This is a genomic window from Pseudarthrobacter sp. Y6, from assembly GCF_050156205.1.
Classification (GTDB): Bacteria; Actinomycetota; Actinomycetes; order Actinomycetales; family Micrococcaceae; genus Arthrobacter.
In genome coordinates this window covers 1,753,009-1,769,097 of sequence record NZ_CP189574.1, presented here as the reverse complement: position 1 = coordinate 1,769,097, position 16,089 = coordinate 1,753,009, and the positions used below count along the sequence as shown (strand labels likewise).

The following is a 16,089-nucleotide window of genomic DNA, read 5'->3' as shown; positions in this document are numbered from 1 at the left end:
CTGCGGACCTATTTGAAGCTTGCGCCTACCAGCCCGCGCGTTGCGGCCACCAGCTTGATGGGATCCGTCGAACCTGCCGGCGGGATGTATACCGCCATTGATTCAGCAAAGTTCAGCACCATGCCGGTGGTGGTTTCCTTGCCGCCTGCGAGCGCCGCGGCGTCGTCGCCGATGGCGAGTTTGTCACCGGAGGCTTTCGGCGTGCCATCAAAGCCGAAGTTGATCCGACCCAGCACCAGCGCCCCGCCGTCGGCCGTCCGGAACACAACAGTGCTTTCCGGCACCACCTTGTGGGTGAAGGAGAAGTTGCCGTTTATACCCGAGGCGACCACTTCTGCCTGGTAGGAGAGCGTGTCAGCGATGTACGGCGAGGATGCGCCCTCCACCAGCTTGTCCTTGAAGCTCGACTCTGGATTGGTCAGGCGGTCGGCCAGCCCGGCCAAGGCCTCCTCGCCGCTGTACAGCAGGCCCGATTTGTCGCTGGCGGCCAGCGTGTCGGTGCCGTCCCGGCCGATGGCGGGGAAGGTGGTTCCCGGCTGCAGCGGGGTGGTCTCGGTCAGCTTGTAGTTCTCCCGGGGCGAGGGCTGGACCAGGGTGAGCAGCTGCGGGACGACGTTGCCGTCACCCTGCGTGACGGCAAGGACCGAGCGGGGCCAGCTGCGGTCGCTGGTGACCACCGTGGTGAGGAGCTTGGTGGAACGGACAGGCATCCGGGCTTCATAGGTGCCCACCTGGGAACGGATCTTGTAGTTCTGGGTACGGACCTCAAGCTCGGCCCCGGCTACGCGCTCCCCGAGCTGGGCGGCGTCCTTGGCGGCGTCGCCGGCGTCGGCGGCGCTGGAGACCTGCTCCAGGATCCTGCGGAACTGGGCGTCCAGGAGGACCGGCGCGGCTGCCTGGCCGGCCTCCGGCGATGTGGATCCGGTGGCGGGAGCCGGGGCGGGGGTGGTGGCCGCGTTGGCAGCGGCACCCGTGCCGGCCACTACAAGGGCGGTCACAGCGGCGGTGACCATGCCGCTGGAAACCATGCCGAGCCGTGAGGAGGACCTTGCCTCGGCCTTGGCCCGGGCGCGCCGGGCGAACAGGCTTCCCTTGCCGTTGCCTTCGCCGTCCCGCTTGGGTGCGGACAGGACCACCAGGGCGATGCCGGCGAGGATCAGGAGGCCGCCGATCACCATCAGCGGGATGGCCCACGGGGTGGAGGTGTCATTCGGGAAGGTCATGGAGATCGACGACGGTGCGGGCTTGGTGCCATCGGAGGCCAGCAGCAGCGACCATTCGCCGTCCGCGGGGGGAGTCCATGAGTACTCCAGCTCGCCGCTCGCGTTTTCGGTGGACACCCAGAGGTCGGATCCGGCCGGATTCGGCGCCGTGGCGTCGCCGTCGGCGTGCTCAACCTGCAGGGTTTTGTTGTCCTCGGAAACCCCAGTGATGTTGTTGTGGGCCGTCGGGCCCACCCAGGCATCCACGTCGTCAGGCCGGCCGGCCGCGAGCAGGAAGTTGCCGTCGCCTTCGATCTTGATCTTCACCGTTCCGCCCTGCGCGGTACGCAGGTTCTGGTCAATGACGGTCAGTGGCGCCTCCGCGGCATCTGCCGGGGCGGAAACCGTAAAGGTCTCGGAGGGAGCCCAAATTGTCTTCTGGCCGATACCGGCCAGAAGTGTCAGGAGGCCGAGCAGCACGAGTGCAACTGCAGTCTTGAAGCGCAAAGGAAACACCTATCATTCGCGGGGGTTTACTTTCAATAGTAACCGTTTTGTTACCAGAACCCCCGTTCGGGCGCCGGCGGGGTCCGGAAACAGCGGCGCCAGGACGGCCCGGCGGGCGCCCTCGCTCCCGTTGGCAAGGCTGCTGATAGTGTTTGCGATGATCATCACATCGGCCCGCAAATGCGGCGCCACGCACGGAACAGGTCCCAGAATCCAGTGACTGACAAGACGGAAGAGTCCTCCACGGGACACGAAAATCAACCGGCCGCTGGCGCTTTGGGATCCTCGCCGGATAGGCCTGCGACGGCGAAGCTGCGGGGCTCCGCAGCTGCCGCTCTTGGCCAGCTTGTGCGGCGCCTGCGCCAGCCGCTGCCGGGCGCCCAGCCCAGGCTCCGGTTTGAGATCCCGCCGGAATACAACCACACTGAAGAACCTGCCGCCACGGCAGACGGCGGGACGGCCGCGCAGTTTGGCAGTCCGGGTCCCCGGATGTCGATGCAACACCCCCTCTATATGGGCTTCATGGGCACTGTAGGGGTGGGGCTTGCCCTGCTGGTCTACTGGATCGGCTCCAACACCACGCAGCTGCTGCTGTGGATTGTGGCTGCCCTGTTCATTGCCCTCGGCCTGGAACCCGTGGTCGGCTGGCTGGAGAACCGCCGGATTCCCCGCCCGGCCGGCATTCTTCTGGCCGTCCTGGTCCTGGTGGTGGCTGTGGGAGGGTTCTTCGCTACCCTCATCCCCACCATCGTGGAACAGGTCACGCAGATTGTAGTGCAGGCACCCACCTGGGTACGGGACTTCATCGACTCTGAATTCTTCCGCAACGTGGATGACCAGTTTGGTGTGCGCGACCGCATCAACGAGGAACTCGACAAGTTCGTCAACAACCCCGAGGCGATGGGCGGGATCTTCGGCGGGGTGGTGGGCTTCGGTTCCACCCTGGCCAACGGGCTCTTCGGCACCTTGATCGTCCTGGTCCTGAGCCTCTATTTCCTGGCAGCCCTTCCGGCCATGAAGAAGTGGGGCTACCGGCTGGCGCCGCGGTCTCGCCGGGCCCGGGTGGAAGCCCTCTCCGAGGAGATCACCCGTTCCGTGGGCAACTACGTGATCGGGCAGGCCTGCGTGGCACTGCTCAACGCCACGTTTGCGTTCATCGTGATGTCCATTGTGGGTGTCCCGTTCGCCCTTTTGCTGGCTTTCGTCGTGGCACTGCTGGCGTTCATCCCCCTGGTGGGCGGCCTGATCGCCGGCATCGTGGTCCTGCTGGTTTCGCTGACGGAGGGCTGGCAGACCGCCGCCGTTTACGGCATCTGCTACTTCGCCTACCTCCAGTTCGAGGCTTACTTCATCTCGCCGCGCATCATGCAGAAAGCCGTGGCCGTGCCGGGGGCCGTTGCCGTGATCTCCGTGATTGCCGGCGGCAGCCTGCTGGGAGTCCTGGGCGCGCTCATCGCCATCCCGACGGCGGCCGCCATCCTGCTCCTGGTCAAGGAGATCTACATCGTCCGCCAGGACAAGCACTAACGGGCAGGCACTAGGCGGCTGAGGTAGCCACCGGGCCGTTCCACACCTGCGGCAGGCCTTCTGGTCCGGAGCCTGCTTCGGTCACCTCATCCACGATTTCATTGAGCACGCGGGAAGCGTACTTCTCCCCCACCCAAAGGTGCTTGGCGCCGTCGACCCCCACCACTCGGGCCTGCGGCACCAAACTGAAGCGTTCAGCGGCGGCCGCGGGCTGCAAGTAGTCGTCATGCTCCGGCACGAGCACGGTGAGCGGCTTGGCGGAGTCCGCCCAGAGGCGCAGGTGGGCGTCGGTGGCACGGTGCAGCGGAGGCGACAGCAGCACGGCACCTTCGATTTGGCTGGCCACCGGCTCAACCGCCCCGTACATCAGCGCCAGCTCGGTGCCGAAGGACCAGCCCACCAGCCAGCGGTTGGGCAGTTGGCGTTCGACGGCGAAACGCACCGCCGCCTCAACGTCCTGCCGCTCGCCGATCCCCTCTTCGAAGGAACCTGCGCTGGTTCCCCGCGGCGAACCTGTCCCGCGGGTGTTGAAGCGAAGCACAGCCACGCCGGCCAGGGCAGGAAGCCGGTACGAAGCCTTGCGATAGACATGCGAGTCCATGAACCCGCCGTGCGTCGGAAGCGGATGCAGCGTGATCAGCGTCGCGGTGATCTGGCCGGACTCGGGCAGCGCCAGTTCCCCCACCAGAGTGTGGCCATCCTCGGTGCGGAGCTCGATGTTCTCGCGCCCGGCCGGCAGCACCGTTGATGCGCGGATGGGTGCGGGCCGTGTTGGCTGGCTGAATTCGTACGACGCCGGATCAAAAGTCATGCCTGCCAGCTTAGCGACTCCCGGCGCCCGACAGGTGCTGTGCTCCGGCTCGTTAGCGCGGCTTCTCCGGCGCCGAACGTCAGCGGTAACGGTAGGTCCGGGACAGCCAGCAGTTCGTGTGCCAGTGGCGGCGTTCAGCCAGGCCTGCGGCCGCACCGAACATATGATCGTCCTTCCACACCACCAGGTGGGCGATTCCGGGGACAACCGCGGTGGAGCAGCCGGGGCAAATATAGGTCTTTTCCGCGTTCCTGGCGGTCATGGTCCTGACCATCCACTCGCCGTCGGGCGCGCTTTCCCGCCGGGCGATTCCAGCACGCGCCCGTTCCAAATCCAACTCAGGAACGTCGCCGTTACCCTTCTTGCCGGCCGGCTTTCCGGCAGCTACGCCCGGCCTTCCGGAGGCGGGGCGGCGGGGACGGTTGGAACGCGGCATGCCTCCATTCTGCCCCAGCCCCGGTAGTGTGTACGGCGTGCGACTTGTCATAGCCCGATGTTCAGTTGATTATGTTGGCCGGCTCAAAGCCCATCTCCCCCTTGCCACCAGGCTCCTGCTGGTCAAGGCCGACGGCTCGGTGCTGGTCCATTCCGACGGCGGCTCCTATAAGCCGCTGAACTGGATGAGCCCGCCCGCATCCCTGCGGGTGTCCTCGCCGGAGGACGTTGACCTGGAGGTTGGCGTCACGGAACAGTGGACAGTCCAGTCCGCCAAGACTGATGACCGCCTGATCATCAACATCCACGAGCAGCTGCACGAGTCCGCCCACGATCTGGGGGTGGACCCCGGACTGATCAAGGACGGTGTCGAAGCTGACCTCCAGCGCCTGCTCGCCGATCAGATTGAGACCCTGGGCTCAGGCTTTTCGCTCATTCGCCGCGAATACTTCACCGCTATCGGCCCGGTGGACATCCTGGCCCGCGACGCCAGCGGGGCCACGGTGGCTATCGAGCTGAAGCGGCGGGGCGACATAGACGGCGTGGAGCAGCTCACCCGCTACCTTGAACTCCTGAACCGCGATCCACTGCTGGCGCCGGTCCGTGGCATCTTCGCTGCCCAGCAGATCAAGCCGCAGGCCAAGGTGCTGGCAAACGACCGCGGCATCGACTGCATCACGCTGGACTATGATGCCATGCGCGGTGTGGACGACAGTGACTCCCGGCTTTTCTGACGCCGGGTATCCGCACCTGTGACGGCTTTCGGCCCCTGACAAGGGGATTCACCCGTTTTTTACGCAAAACTTGCGTTATTGGCCGTTCGGACCGTTGACCTGACGGAATCGGCGTGAAATTCTTAGGTCAGTCTTTGTGTAGGTGTTTTTCATGCTCGCAAGACTTGTTGCGAGCGCGAAGCTCCTGCAGCGCATGTTCCCAGGAACGGCATTGAAGGATTCTTCTCGCGGAGTGACCGAGTCCGGCACGAGGTGTGCCGGACTTAGACAAGTTCCATAATGAGGAGAAATAAATGGCACAGGGAACCGTCAAGTGGTTCAACGCTGAAAAGGGCTTCGGCTTCATCACCCCGGATGACTCCGATGGCGATGTCTTCGTTCACTACTCGGAGATCCAGACCGGTGGCTTCAAGACCCTCGACGAGAACCAGCGTGTTCAGTTCGAAATCGGTCAGGGTGCCAAGGGTCCCCAGGCTACCGGCGTAACGCTGGTCTAGTCCCCCGCCCGGACCGCCATATACGCGGCTTCCAGCGAAGAACAGGTCCCCAGCATCCGTGCCGGGGACCTTTTCTTTGTCCATGTGACTTTGTCCACCGTGACTTTCCAGTCACAAATGTTTAGGGCCGCGTCCTATTGTGTCAACTTCCTTGGCCCACCAGGCCCCGGACCAGCCGTGCCCCCTGCTGCAGCGAAAGGCCGGGCAAATAGGCCCGGGTCAGCGCCCGTCCGATCGCAGGCAACTGCAAAGGATCCTGGTAATACAGGTAAAGCGCCCGGTACTCGGGTTTGAAGCGTGATTTGAAAGCCGCCAGGGACCGGAATCCGTAGACCGGTTCGAGGGCGTGGCCCACCACATCGAGGATGCGGACGAGGTTCTCGGCCTGCACTGGTCCCCCCGGTGTTTCGTCGTCGGGCAGGCTGGCGAGCGGGGACCCGGAGAGCGAGATGACCTCCACGGATTCGCGCAACTCCAGGACCGCCGAAGCAATCAGGAACTCCATCACCCCGGGAAATCCGTCGGCACCCCGGCGCATAACGTCCAGCGTGCGGCTGACCAGCGTCCCGCCGTCGTAAACCGGCAACCAGCTGGTGACCCCGTGCACTTGGCCGTCCCCGTCCACGGCCAGGCAGCACAGCACTTCGTCGTCCATCAGCTCATCCATGCCGCCGAGCGTGAATCCCATTTCCGGAACTGATTTTCCTGCCGCCCATTCCTCCGACACTTCGCTGAGACGGGCACGAAGGGCGGACGGAAGCCCGTGGTAGGTACCCCAGACGGCTTTGACGCCCATCTTAGCGGCGCGGTTCCGCGCAGTCCGCACGTTCTGCCATTCTTTGCCCGTGAATTCGAGTTGCCGGACGGACAGCCTGGTCTCCTGCGCCACGGACACGCGCTGGAAACCCCGGTCCTGCAGGAGGGGCCACAGCGTGTCATCGCATGAGTAGAAGGCTGGGATGAGCGCGCGGCTGCCACAGTAGGAAAGGAACCCTTCGGCGGTCCGCCGACGGGAGTCGGCCGCGCCGAAGGGGCCCGCTAGCGTCAGGGCAACACTGCCGTGCAGCTGGTAGGCGACGGCGCCGCGTCCATCCGGGCTGAACCAGTACCGGTTGGGCTCCCAGAGGGCCATCCACGACAGTGAATCGCCGCCCTCGTGCAACAGCTTCCGCGCTGCGGCCCTGTCGTCGTGGCCCGAATCGCTGCCATGATGCCGGCCCAGGAGCACGGACCAGACGCCGGCCAATGCAACAAGCCAGAAGACCGGTCCGGAGTAGCCAAAAATCAGGGACTCGAGGCTGTTCCGTTCAGCAAAAACCCGGTGGTAGAGATTCGGAAGTGGAACCGGCAGATACTGCCTGGACAATTCGGCCAGCAAGCCCAGCAGGCCGCCGTCGCGCCTCATTCCCCCTGCGGCAAACCAGGCCAGGGTGTAGCTCCCGGCCAGCAACAGCCATACGGCACCTACCACTGCCAAGAGCCGACGGCGGGCGGCAGGGATGGTCTCGACGCGGAACTGGCGGCGGTTAACCCAGAGCAGCACCGCCAGCAGCAGTGGGACGATCACCAAAGGCAGGATGTGGGCAAAACCCGAACCCATGGCGGCAGTATGCGGACGGGCGGGATAGTGCGGGATCAGCGCGAAGAGGGCCAGATAGACGGCGGCCATCGCCGTGACCGCCACCTGAAGGGCCAACGTGATACGCAGTGCCATTCGGCGGCCCCGGCGCATTCCGTCAGCACAGATGAGGAGCAGAACTACCGGGACTACTGCCAGGGCCAGGCCAAGGGGTCCGGCGAAGCCCGTTCGCCCCACCTCCAGGCAGGATGCCTCCACTGTTGGTCCGCAGTTTGCTTCAAGCTGGCCCAGTGTGGGCATGGGGTTCAGCAGCACGTCCCGGAGCAGCGCCAGCGGGCCGGTGGGCGTCCGGGCAACGGCGGTAAGGATGGGGCCTACAGCGAACACGGCCACCGTCAGGGCAAGGAGGTTCCTGGTTTCCCTGCCGCTCGAGCGGGGCGGGTGAAGCTGGCCGTGGTCGCCCTGGTTCCACCAGCTGGCTGCGAGACCCACCGCTGCACCTGCCAGGCCGATGACGGTCTCGGCATGCCCCACGTACAGAACCAGCAGGAGCGATACTGAGAGCAGCGCCGTCCGCAACCGGCGCCGCCACAGAACAGGAATCCTGCCGCTCGCGGCGAGGGAAGCGGCCAGGATAGCGGCGTAGGGTCCGATCAGGCTGTTGTCCGCCATCAGCCCCAGCCAGCCGTCTCCCGCGTACCGCGCCAGCTGGGTCAGCAGCAGGAAGACGGTGACAGCTGCAAACTGGCCACCGAGGAAAAACGCTGCCGTCTGAAGAGTCCCAAGGTTCCTCTCGGCCAGGCCCAGCAGCAGCAGGATCATTAGGGACGCCACCAGATAGGCCAGCGGGTTGGTGGCAAAGAACAGTGACGTCACCAGGCCCCACCAGTTGCCTGCCTTCAAGCCAGGGGCGCTGACGCCTGCGAGGGGAAGGAGATCCTCCGGCGGCCCGCTGAGGAAGCTGCCAGTTACCGCTCCGACCAACAAGAAAATCCCGAGGATACTGAGCGTCAGTGGCACTGACCGAAGGAAGCTCCACATTCTTCGGCCGGCCGGAAGCACGACAGTTGACCAGAGCAGGGCCGGCGCACGGGTTTCGCCAGCTTCCCTCATTTGACCCACCCCCAGTGTGCGGTCAGCAGCTCAAGCCCATTGTCCATGCCGGGAGTCAGCACGTCCCACGAATGGCCGGTGTGCGCCACCACGTCCGAGCCCACCGTGAAACCTGCCCCGCGGGCCGCCGCCTCAAGGGTCCGCAGATTTGCAACAAACTCAGGATCGGTGGCCCCTGCCGCCAAATACGCCACGCTGCCAGGATATTTGTGCTCCATCAACAGCGTCAGCGGCACCTGGGCGTCAAAGGCGGCGGTGTCGCCGTGGAAAGCTGCGTCAACCGTTTTCTGGCGTTCCTTGGCCAGCGCAGGCTCACTCTCGCTGGAAAAGGCGAGAACACCCGTGTACAGCTCCGGGTGGCGGGCGGCCATCTGTACCGCACATGTGGCACCAAAACTGAAACCGCCTATGGCCCATTGCCGGTGGTCGGGGTCCACGTCCAACGTTCCTGAGATCCATGCCGGCACGTCCACCGAGAGGTAAGTGTCTGCCTTGGCTATGGCGCTGTCCATACAGAGATTATTCGACGACTGGCTGCCGTTGGGATCAACCACCACAACAACAGGCGCCACTCCCCCGTGCCGGGCGGCGAAAGTGTCCATGCGTGCCGGGAGCGACCCGCCGGTCAACCAGTCGGCAGGGCCGCCGGGCTGGCCCGGCACCAGAACCAGCACCGGAAGGCTGGGACGGTTCGAAGCAAAGTAGGCCGGCGGAAGGTAGATGTACGAGTCGCGTGTCTGCAGGCCCGACGACGTTCCTGGAATGGATGCGGTGCGAACAAGGCCATCGGCAGGGAGATCATTGGCGGGTTTCCATCCGTCCAGAGGCGTGGCCGGAATGTCCGGCTGGCGCATCAGCTCCTGTTCCAGGGCCGGGATACGGGTCAGCGCCGCTCCCGTCAGGTCCGCAACTGTCCGGTTGAGGCCGAAATACGCGTTGATCTGCACCGCGGCCAGCAGCACCACGGCCAGGAGGGCGAGCACATCCAGCCCACGGCGGCGCCACGACGCCGTGGGGAGCCTGAGCACCACCAGCAGGAGGGCGGCCACGGCCGGAACCATCCACGCCAGAACGTCAAACGGAAGTTCTTCGGGGAAAGTAGAGGCCCAATAAATAAGGACCCAATGCACTAGCAGCACCACGGCGGCGGCGGCGGCCACTGCGGCGGCGACACTGAGGAACCAGCGGCGGCGGCCAAGGGCACGCGGACGCCAGATCAGGGACAGTGCGGCGGCGGCACCAAGGACCCAGGCGGCCCAGTGCACCGGTCCGTCGGTCAACCGGATATCAGCAATCCAGTCCACGTGGCTAGCGCCAGGTACCCACGCCGATAACCGGCCCGGCTTCCAGCCAGGAGGACAGCCCCGTGTACGCATCGAATTTCATGGCCAGCCGCAGATCCTGACCTTCGTACCGCAGCTCGACAATCACGACGTCGGGCTGGACCTTCACGGCTTCGGCCTCGGTGGGTTTGCGGCGACCCAGCAGTTCCAGGGAACTGCGTTTGAACTTATGTTTGGGACGCACGCTCAGGGAAAGCAGGCGGAACCATTCAAGGTCGTTGTCCTGATAACGACAAACCCCCATCTGCCAGCTGTTTCCAGCCATGCAAATGGAGGCGTCCACCGTGCCGAGGGCGCGCCGCAGATTGAAGCGGCGCACCCCCGAAAGGCACAGTGCAAATATCAGCAATCCAAAAGTGATTGCCAAAGCGATGAACGGAAAAGTCGGAGCGTCCATCAGTGTGGTGCTAGCGGATCCCAGCAGTAGCCGCGTCGCCCAGTTGGGCGTTGTCAGCAACAATCACCACGCGGTTGTTGTCGACGGAGAAGAATCCGCCGTCAACAACTACGGCAATACGGTTCCCGGAAACCGGCTCGATGGCCAGTTCACCTTCGGCCAGGATCGCCAGCAGGGGCGAGTGGCCGGGCAGGATTCCGATTTCACCATCGCTGGTGCGGGCCTTGACCATCTTGGCCGCTCCGGACCACACGAAGTGATCCGCTGCGACAATCTCAACCTCAAGCTCAGCCATACTACTTGGTCTGTTCCTGGATTTTGGCCCACTGGCGCTCGACATCGTCCAGGCCGCCAATGTTGAAGAAGGCCTGCTCGGCTACGTGGTCGAAGTCGCCGTCGCAGATAGCGGTGAAACCTTCAACCGTGTCCTTGATGGTGACGGTGGAGCCTTCGACGCCGGTGAACTGCTTGGCGGTGTAGGTGTTCTGGGAGAGGAACTGCTGGATGCGGCGTGCACGCGACACGACGATCTTGTCCTCTTCCGAAAGTTCGTCAACGCCGAGGATGGCGATGATGTCCTGGAGTTCCTTGTTCTTCTGCAGGATCTGCTTCACACGGACAGCCGTGTTGTAGTGGTCCTGACCGATGTACTGCGGGTCCAGGATGCGGGAGGTCGACGTCAGCGGGTCAACGGCCGGGTACAGACCACGGGAAGCAATTTCACGGGAAAGTTCCGTGGTTGCGTCGAGGTGTGCGAAGGTCGTGGCCGGGGCCGGGTCGGTGTAGTCATCTGCGGGGACGTAGATGGCCTGCATCGAGGTGATCGAGTGGCCCTTGGTGGACGTGATGCGCTCCTGGAGGAGACCCATCTCGTCTGCCAGGTTGGGCTGGTAGCCCACAGCCGACGGCATGCGGCCGAGGAGGGTGGAAACCTCGGAGCCCGCCTGGGTGAAGCGGAAGATGTTGTCGATGAAGAGCAGCACGTCCTGGTTCTGCACATCGCGGAAGTACTCCGCCATTGTGAGTGCAGACAGGGCGACCCTCAACCGCGTTCCCGGCGGCTCATCCATCTGGCCGAATACAAGGGCGGTGTCCTTCAGGACGCCTGCCTCTTCCATTTCAACCCAGAGGTCGTTACCTTCACGGGTACGCTCGCCGACACCGGCGAACACCGAGGTGCCGCCGAAGTTGCGGGCAACACGGGTGATCATTTCCTGGATCAGCACGGTCTTGCCCACGCCGGCGCCGCCGAAGAGGCCGATCTTTCCACCCTTGATGTACGGGGTGAGAAGGTCGATGACCTTGATGCCGGTTTCCATCATCTCGGTGGAACCCTCAAGCGTCGCGAAGGCGGGTGCCTTGCGGTGGATGGGCCAGCGCTCGGTGATCTCGAGTTCCGACTCAGCCACGTCAAGCGGTTGGCCGAGGACGTTGAAGATGTGTCCCTTGACGACGTCGCCGACCGGCACGGAAATGGGGGCTCCGCTGTCCACCACAGCGGTACCGCGGACCAGGCCGTCGGTTGCCTGCAGGGAGATGGCGCGAATGACGTTATCGCCGAGGTGCAGGGCAACCTCGAACGTGATCGTCTTGGTCTCACCGTTGAGGGTAATCTCCGTGGTGAGGGCGTTGTAAATCGAGGGGATTGCGTCAGCCGGGAATTCGACGTCGACAACCGGGCCAATAACACGTGCAATACGGCCGGTAGCACCGGTCGTCGCGGCTACGTGTTCGGTAGCAGTGGCAGTCATCTCTCTCACTTCACTCAGTAGATGGCGTAGGGGTTAAGTTTACTTTGGTGCAGGTACAGCTGGATCCGGGCTCGAGGAGGCTAGGACGCGTTCAACGCGTCGGCACCGGCCACGATCTCGGAAAGCTCCTGCGTAATTTCAGCCTGGCGGGCAGTGTTGCGCAGGCGCGTGAACTTCTTGATGAGGTCCGTGGCATTGTCGCCGGCGGACTTCATTGCCCGCTGGCGGGCAGCGAGCTCCGAAGCTGCTGCCTGCAACATGGCGGCGAAAATGCGTGACTCGATGTAGCGCGGCAGCAGGGCATCAAGAACCTGCTCAGCTTCCGGCTCGAATTCGTAGAGCGGCAGGAGGTCCGACTCGGACGCCGCCTGCTCTTCGACAACCTCGAGCGGAAGCAGACGGATAACCGTCGGCTCCTGCGTCACCATGGACTTGAAGCGGGTGTAAACGACATGGATCTCGTCGACGCCGCCCTCTTCGTAGTCCGTCGCGAAGGCTTCGAGCAGTGCCGCGCCGACTTCACGTGCAGTTCCAAACTTCGGCGCATCGGTGTTGCCGGTCCACACACGCTCGTAAGGAAGGTTGCGGAAGTCGAAGTACGCCTGTGCCTTGCGGCCCATCACGTACGTCTTGACTTCTTTGCCCTCCCCGTGGAGCAGCTCGGTGAGACCAACCGCCTGCTTAAGCACAGTCGCCGAGTAGGATCCTGCAAGGCCGCGGTCAGCACTGATGACCAGGACAGCTGCCCGGCGGATCTGCGCCGGCTCGGTGACCAGCGGGTGGTCGATTTCGCTCTGGCTTGCGACAGCAGAAACGGCACGCGTAATCGCGTTTGCGTAAGGCAGTGAAGCCGCTACGCGTGCGCGGGCCTTGCCAATGCGCGAGGTAGCGATCAGTTCCATCGCCTTGAAGATCTTGCGCATCGACGTGGTCGAGCTGATCTTCTGGCGGTAGACCCGAATCTGGGCTCCCATACTTTTCCTTTCCTAAGATCCCGATGGCCGGGACTGCCGGAACCTCAGAGGTTCCGGCAGTCCCTGCCAGCGAAACTAGCGCTTCTGCTTGACGATTTTTTCCTGGTCGACGTCGCCCTCGGAGATAGCTTCGTGCTCCTCGTGGCCGGCGCCTACCAGGCGGTTGTCACCCTCGCCGAAGAAGCCCTTTTTGAAGCTCACAATCGCGGTCTTCAGTGCTTCAGCGGTGTCATCGTCCATAACGTTGGTCTGCGCCAGCGTGGTCAGGATGGAGGACTTGTGCTTGAGGTGCTCCAGGAATTCGGTCTCGAAGCGGTTGATGTCCTCAACCGGAACCTCGTCGAGGTGGCCGTTGGTACCGGCCCAGATGGACACAACCTGGTTCTCGATCGGGAACGGTGAGTACTGGCCCTGCTTGAGCAGTTCCATCAGGCGGGCGCCGCGGGTCAGCTGCTGGCGCGATGCGGCATCGAGGTCCGATGCGAACATGGCGAAAGCCTGCATGTCGCGGTACTGGGCCAGTTCCAGCTTCAAAGTACCGGAGACCTTCTTCATGGACTTGACCTGCGCAGCACCACCCACGCGGGACACAGAGACACCCACGTCGACGGCCGGACGCTGGTTGGCGTTGAAGAGGTCCGACTGCAGGAAGATCTGGCCATCGGTAATGGAGATCACGTTGGTCGGGATGTAGGCAGAGACGTCGTTTGCCTTGGTTTCGATGAGCGGCAGGCCGGTCATCGAGCCGGCACCGAGCTCATCGGAGAGCTTGGCACAACGCTCCAGCAGACGGGAGTGCAAGTAGAAGACGTCGCCCGGGTAGGCTTCGCGTCCCGGCGGGCGGCGCAGCAGCAGTGAAACTGCACGGTAGGCTTCGGCCTGCTTGGAGAGGTCATCAAACACGATGAGGACGTGCTTGCCGCCGTACATCCAGTGCTGGCCGATGGCCGAACCGGCATACGGTGCCAGGTACTTGAAGCCTGCAGGGTCAGACGCGGGGGAAGCCACAATGGTGGTGTATTCCAGTGCGCCGTTGTCCTCAAGGGTCTGACGGACAGCCGCGATGGTGGATGCCTTCTGACCGATTGCCACGTAGATGCAACGCACCTGCTTGGTCACATCGCCCGAAGCCCAGTTGGCCTTCTGGTTGATGATGGTGTCGATGGCGATAGCCGACTTGCCGGTCTGGCGGTCACCGATGATCAGCTGACGCTGACCGCGGCCGATCGGGATCATGGCGTCGATAGCCTTCAGACCGGTCTGCATCGGCTCGTGGACCGACTTACGCTGGGTCACGCCGGGCGCCTGGAGTTCCAGTGCACGGGTGGCTTCGGCCTTGATCTCGCCGAGGTCGTCGATGGGCTGGCCCAAGGGGTCAACCACGCGGCCGAGGAAGGCGTCGCCTACCGGTACGGACAGAACCTGACCCGTGCGGTGGACTTCCTGGCCCTCTTCGATTCCGGTGAAGTCACCGAGTACGATGACACCGATCTCGCGGACGTCAAGGTTCTGGGCCAGGCCCAGGGTGCCGTCTTCAAAGCGAAGCAGCTCGTTCGCCATGACCGAGGGAAGGCCCTCAACACGGGCGATGCCGTCACCTGCGGTTGTTACACGGCCAACCTCTACGCGCTCTGCGTTTCCGGGTTCGTAGGACGCCGCGAACTCGTTCAACGCATTACGGACGTCGTCGGCGTTGATGGTCAATTCGGCCATCTGCAGTCCCTGCTCTCCTGTTTTCGTGATCATCGTTGCTCACGATGACCGGGGTTTCGTTTCGTTAAGTTGTGCTTGTCCGGCTAACCGGCCAGTTGGCGGTGAAGCTGTCCCAGCCGGGTGATAACCGAAGCATCAAGCACTTCGTCACCCACCTGGACACGGATTCCGCCGATCAGTTCAGGATCAACGGTGATGTTGATCTTGAGCTCGCGGCCGTACAGGGAATTAAGCCCTGCCTGGAGGCGGGCGAACTGCGTCTCCGTCAAGGGACGGGTGACGCTGACCGTTGCAATCCAGCGCTGCTGCCGTTTGGCTGCAAGCTCGGCGAACCGGGCTACGAGCCTCGTCGGCTTGATGCCGCGGGGCTGGGAAACTGCCTGCGCAATGAGGACTTTTGCTTCCTCGCCTGCGCCGGGATGCAGCTTCTGCGCCAACCCGACCTTCGCTGCAGCACTGGCCTGCGGCTCCGACAGAGCACGTTGTACCTCATGGTTGGAGGCAACGGCCTGGTTGAAGGAGAACAGATCGTTCTGCAGCTCTTCCAGCCCAGAGATTCCGGAGGCAGAAACGGCCGACTTGTTTTCAGCAACGGCGATGACCACCGTTGCGGCAAGCGTCTCGAGTGCATCGCCGATATCTCGGGCCGATGCCCAGCGTGAACTGGCCAGTCCGCCCGCGATGTCCGCAGCCTCAGCGGAGACTTTTCCGCTAACAAGCTGCTTGACCAGCGCCGACTTTTCGTCACCGGTGCGGGACGGGTCAGTCAGGGCGCGGCGCAAGCCAGCCGAGCTGTCCACCGTTCCCAGGATTCCGAAGAGTTCCTTAGCCAACTGCAGCGAGGCCAACGGAAGTTTTGCTTCCAGTTGGGTCAGCGCCGTGGTCAGCGATTCGCTCGATACACCTGACATTACTTAGCTGCACCTGCGTTCTGGTTCTCCAGATCTGCCAGGAAGCGCTCAACCACACGGGCGGAACGCTCGTCATCGTTGAGTGCTTCGCCAACGATGCGGCCTGCCAGCGTGGTGGCCAGCGTGCCTACCTCGGAGCGCAGGGACACAACTGCGGCCTGGCGCTCTGATTCGATCTGCACGTGTGCTTGGGCCGTGATACGCGCAGACTCAGAGGCGGCCTTTTCCTTCAGATCTGCAAGGATCTGGGCGCCTTCAGCACGGGCTTCCTCGCGGATGCGGTTAGCTTCCGCGCGGGCGTCCGTGAGCTGCTGCTTGTACTCTTCGAGGGCGGCTGAAGCTTCTGCCTGGGCCTTTTCAGCCTTGGCAATGCCGCCTTCGATTGCCTCTGCGCGCTCTGCAAACGTCTTCTCGAACATCGGGACAACGAACTTGACCACGATGAACATGAGGACAGCAAAGCCGGCGAGGACAACGCCCATTTCCCAGACGTTGGGTACCAGAGGGTTAGTACCCTCCTTGGCGGCTGAGATGATCACCTGGTTCATAATTCACCCGTCCTTATCTACTCGGTTCTGGATGTTCGCTTGGTTCT

15 protein-coding genes are annotated in these 16,089 nt (G+C 63.6%); 3 read left to right on the top strand and 12 right to left on the bottom strand.

Going from position 1 to position 16,089, the window contains the following annotated elements; genetic code table 11:
* Positions 1–8 precede the first annotated feature (8 nt).
* Positions 9–1,709, bottom strand: a complete 1,701-nt coding sequence (locus ACQCSW_RS08420; protein ID WP_426990332.1) for a hypothetical protein — start codon at positions 1,707–1,709, stop codon at positions 9–11.
* Positions 1,710–1,985: 276 nt separating this feature from the next.
* On the opposite strand from ACQCSW_RS08420, the gene ACQCSW_RS08415 reads away from it, so the two are divergent.
* On the top strand, positions 1,986–3,236 hold the full coding sequence (locus ACQCSW_RS08415) for an AI-2E family transporter (RefSeq protein WP_426990652.1): 1,251 nt from the start codon (positions 1,986–1,988) through the stop codon (positions 3,234–3,236).
* A gap of 10 nt (positions 3,237–3,246) precedes the next feature.
* Here ACQCSW_RS08415 and ACQCSW_RS08410 read toward each other — a convergent pair whose 3' ends face one another.
* Together ACQCSW_RS08410 and ACQCSW_RS08405 are read right to left on the bottom strand one after the other, a co-directional pair.
* Positions 3,247–4,047 (bottom strand): alpha/beta hydrolase, encoded by an 801-nt coding sequence (locus ACQCSW_RS08410; RefSeq protein ID WP_111907832.1) that lies wholly within the window; start codon positions 4,045–4,047, stop codon positions 3,247–3,249.
* Between the two features lie 79 nt (positions 4,048–4,126).
* Positions 4,127–4,483, bottom strand: coding sequence for an ATP/GTP-binding protein (locus tag ACQCSW_RS08405; RefSeq protein ID WP_426990331.1), 357 nt, complete (start codon positions 4,481–4,483; stop codon positions 4,127–4,129).
* Between the two features lie 37 nt (positions 4,484–4,520).
* On the opposite strand from ACQCSW_RS08405, the gene nucS reads away from it, so the two are divergent.
* Both nucS and ACQCSW_RS08395 read left to right on the top strand, forming a co-directional pair.
* Positions 4,521–5,216: an endonuclease NucS gene (gene nucS, locus ACQCSW_RS08400; RefSeq protein WP_111907926.1), complete on the top strand. Its 696-nt coding sequence runs from the start codon at positions 4,521–4,523 to the stop codon at positions 5,214–5,216.
* 293 nt (positions 5,217–5,509) lie between these two features.
* Complete coding sequence (locus ACQCSW_RS08395; RefSeq protein ID WP_011692441.1) at positions 5,510–5,713, top strand: cold-shock protein; 204 nt, start codon at positions 5,510–5,512, stop codon at positions 5,711–5,713.
* Positions 5,714–5,855: 142 nt separating this feature from the next.
* On the opposite strand, the gene ACQCSW_RS08390 is transcribed toward ACQCSW_RS08395, so the two are convergent.
* The 9 genes from ACQCSW_RS08390 to ACQCSW_RS08350 form a co-directional block, all read right to left on the bottom strand.
* On the bottom strand, positions 5,856–8,405 hold the full coding sequence (locus ACQCSW_RS08390; RefSeq protein ID WP_426990330.1) for a bifunctional lysylphosphatidylglycerol flippase/synthetase MprF: 2,550 nt from the start codon (positions 8,403–8,405) through the stop codon (positions 5,856–5,858).
* Positions 8,402–9,709 carry an alpha/beta hydrolase gene (locus ACQCSW_RS08385; RefSeq protein ID WP_426990329.1) on the bottom strand — a complete coding sequence of 436 codons (1,308 nt, stop codon included), beginning with the start codon at positions 9,707–9,709 and terminating at the stop codon, positions 8,402–8,404. Before ACQCSW_RS08385 ends, ACQCSW_RS08390 begins: the two co-directional genes overlap by 4 nt.
* A gap of 4 nt (positions 9,710–9,713) precedes the next feature.
* Positions 9,714–10,145, bottom strand: a complete 432-nt coding sequence (locus tag ACQCSW_RS08380; RefSeq protein ID WP_354252236.1) for a DUF2550 domain-containing protein — start codon at positions 10,143–10,145, stop codon at positions 9,714–9,716.
* A 10-nt stretch (positions 10,146–10,155) separates the two neighbouring features.
* Positions 10,156–10,440, bottom strand: coding sequence for a F0F1 ATP synthase subunit epsilon (locus tag ACQCSW_RS08375; protein WP_354252235.1), 285 nt, complete (start codon positions 10,438–10,440; stop codon positions 10,156–10,158).
* Between the two features lies 1 nt (position 10,441).
* Entirely contained in the window at positions 10,442–11,896 is a 1,455-nt protein-coding gene (gene atpD, locus ACQCSW_RS08370; RefSeq protein WP_426990328.1) for a F0F1 ATP synthase subunit beta, read from the bottom strand.
* 80 nt (positions 11,897–11,976) lie between these two features.
* Complete coding sequence (locus ACQCSW_RS08365) at positions 11,977–12,870, bottom strand: F0F1 ATP synthase subunit gamma (protein ID WP_426990327.1); 894 nt, start codon at positions 12,868–12,870, stop codon at positions 11,977–11,979.
* Between the two features lie 75 nt (positions 12,871–12,945).
* Positions 12,946–14,583: a F0F1 ATP synthase subunit alpha gene (atpA, locus tag ACQCSW_RS08360; protein ID WP_426990651.1), complete on the bottom strand. Its 1,638-nt coding sequence runs from the start codon at positions 14,581–14,583 to the stop codon at positions 12,946–12,948.
* 83 nt (positions 14,584–14,666) lie between these two features.
* A complete protein-coding gene (locus ACQCSW_RS08355) occupies positions 14,667–15,494 on the bottom strand; it encodes a F0F1 ATP synthase subunit delta (RefSeq protein ID WP_426990326.1) in 828 nt (275 codons plus the stop codon).
* Positions 15,494–16,042, bottom strand: a complete 549-nt coding sequence (locus ACQCSW_RS08350; protein ID WP_426990325.1) for a F0F1 ATP synthase subunit B — start codon at positions 16,040–16,042, stop codon at positions 15,494–15,496. Before ACQCSW_RS08350 ends, ACQCSW_RS08355 begins: the two co-directional genes overlap by 1 nt.
* Positions 16,043–16,089: the final 47 nt, after the last annotated feature.

Bases quoted from the DNA above. Each gene is read 5' to 3' on its own strand.
- atpD (WP_426990328.1), bottom strand. From the start codon at position 11,896: ATGACTGCCACTGCTACCGAACACGTAGCCGCGACGACCGGTGCTACC.
- ACQCSW_RS08365 (WP_426990327.1), bottom strand. From the start codon at position 12,870: ATGGGAGCCCAGATTCGGGTCTACCGCCAGAAGATCAGCTCGACCACG.
- ACQCSW_RS08390 (WP_426990330.1), bottom strand. From the start codon at position 8,405: ATGAGGGAAGCTGGCGAAACCCGTGCGCCGGCCCTGCTCTGGTCAACT.
- atpA (WP_426990651.1), bottom strand. From the start codon at position 14,583: ATGGCCGAATTGACCATCAACGCCGACGACGTCCGTAATGCGTTGAAC.
- ACQCSW_RS08375 (WP_354252235.1), bottom strand. From the start codon at position 10,440: ATGGCTGAGCTTGAGGTTGAGATTGTCGCAGCGGATCACTTCGTGTGG.
- ACQCSW_RS08350 (WP_426990325.1), bottom strand. From the start codon at position 16,042: ATGAACCAGGTGATCATCTCAGCCGCCAAGGAGGGTACTAACCCTCTG.
- ACQCSW_RS08410 (WP_111907832.1), bottom strand. From the start codon at position 4,047: ATGACTTTTGATCCGGCGTCGTACGAATTCAGCCAGCCAACACGGCCC.
- ACQCSW_RS08380 (WP_354252236.1), bottom strand. From the start codon at position 10,145: ATGGACGCTCCGACTTTTCCGTTCATCGCTTTGGCAATCACTTTTGGA.
- ACQCSW_RS08355 (WP_426990326.1), bottom strand. From the start codon at position 15,494: ATGTCAGGTGTATCGAGCGAATCGCTGACCACGGCGCTGACCCAACTG.
- ACQCSW_RS08405 (WP_426990331.1), bottom strand. From the start codon at position 4,483: ATGCCGCGTTCCAACCGTCCCCGCCGCCCCGCCTCCGGAAGGCCGGGC.
- ACQCSW_RS08395 (WP_011692441.1), top strand. From the start codon at position 5,510: ATGGCACAGGGAACCGTCAAGTGGTTCAACGCTGAAAAGGGCTTCGGC.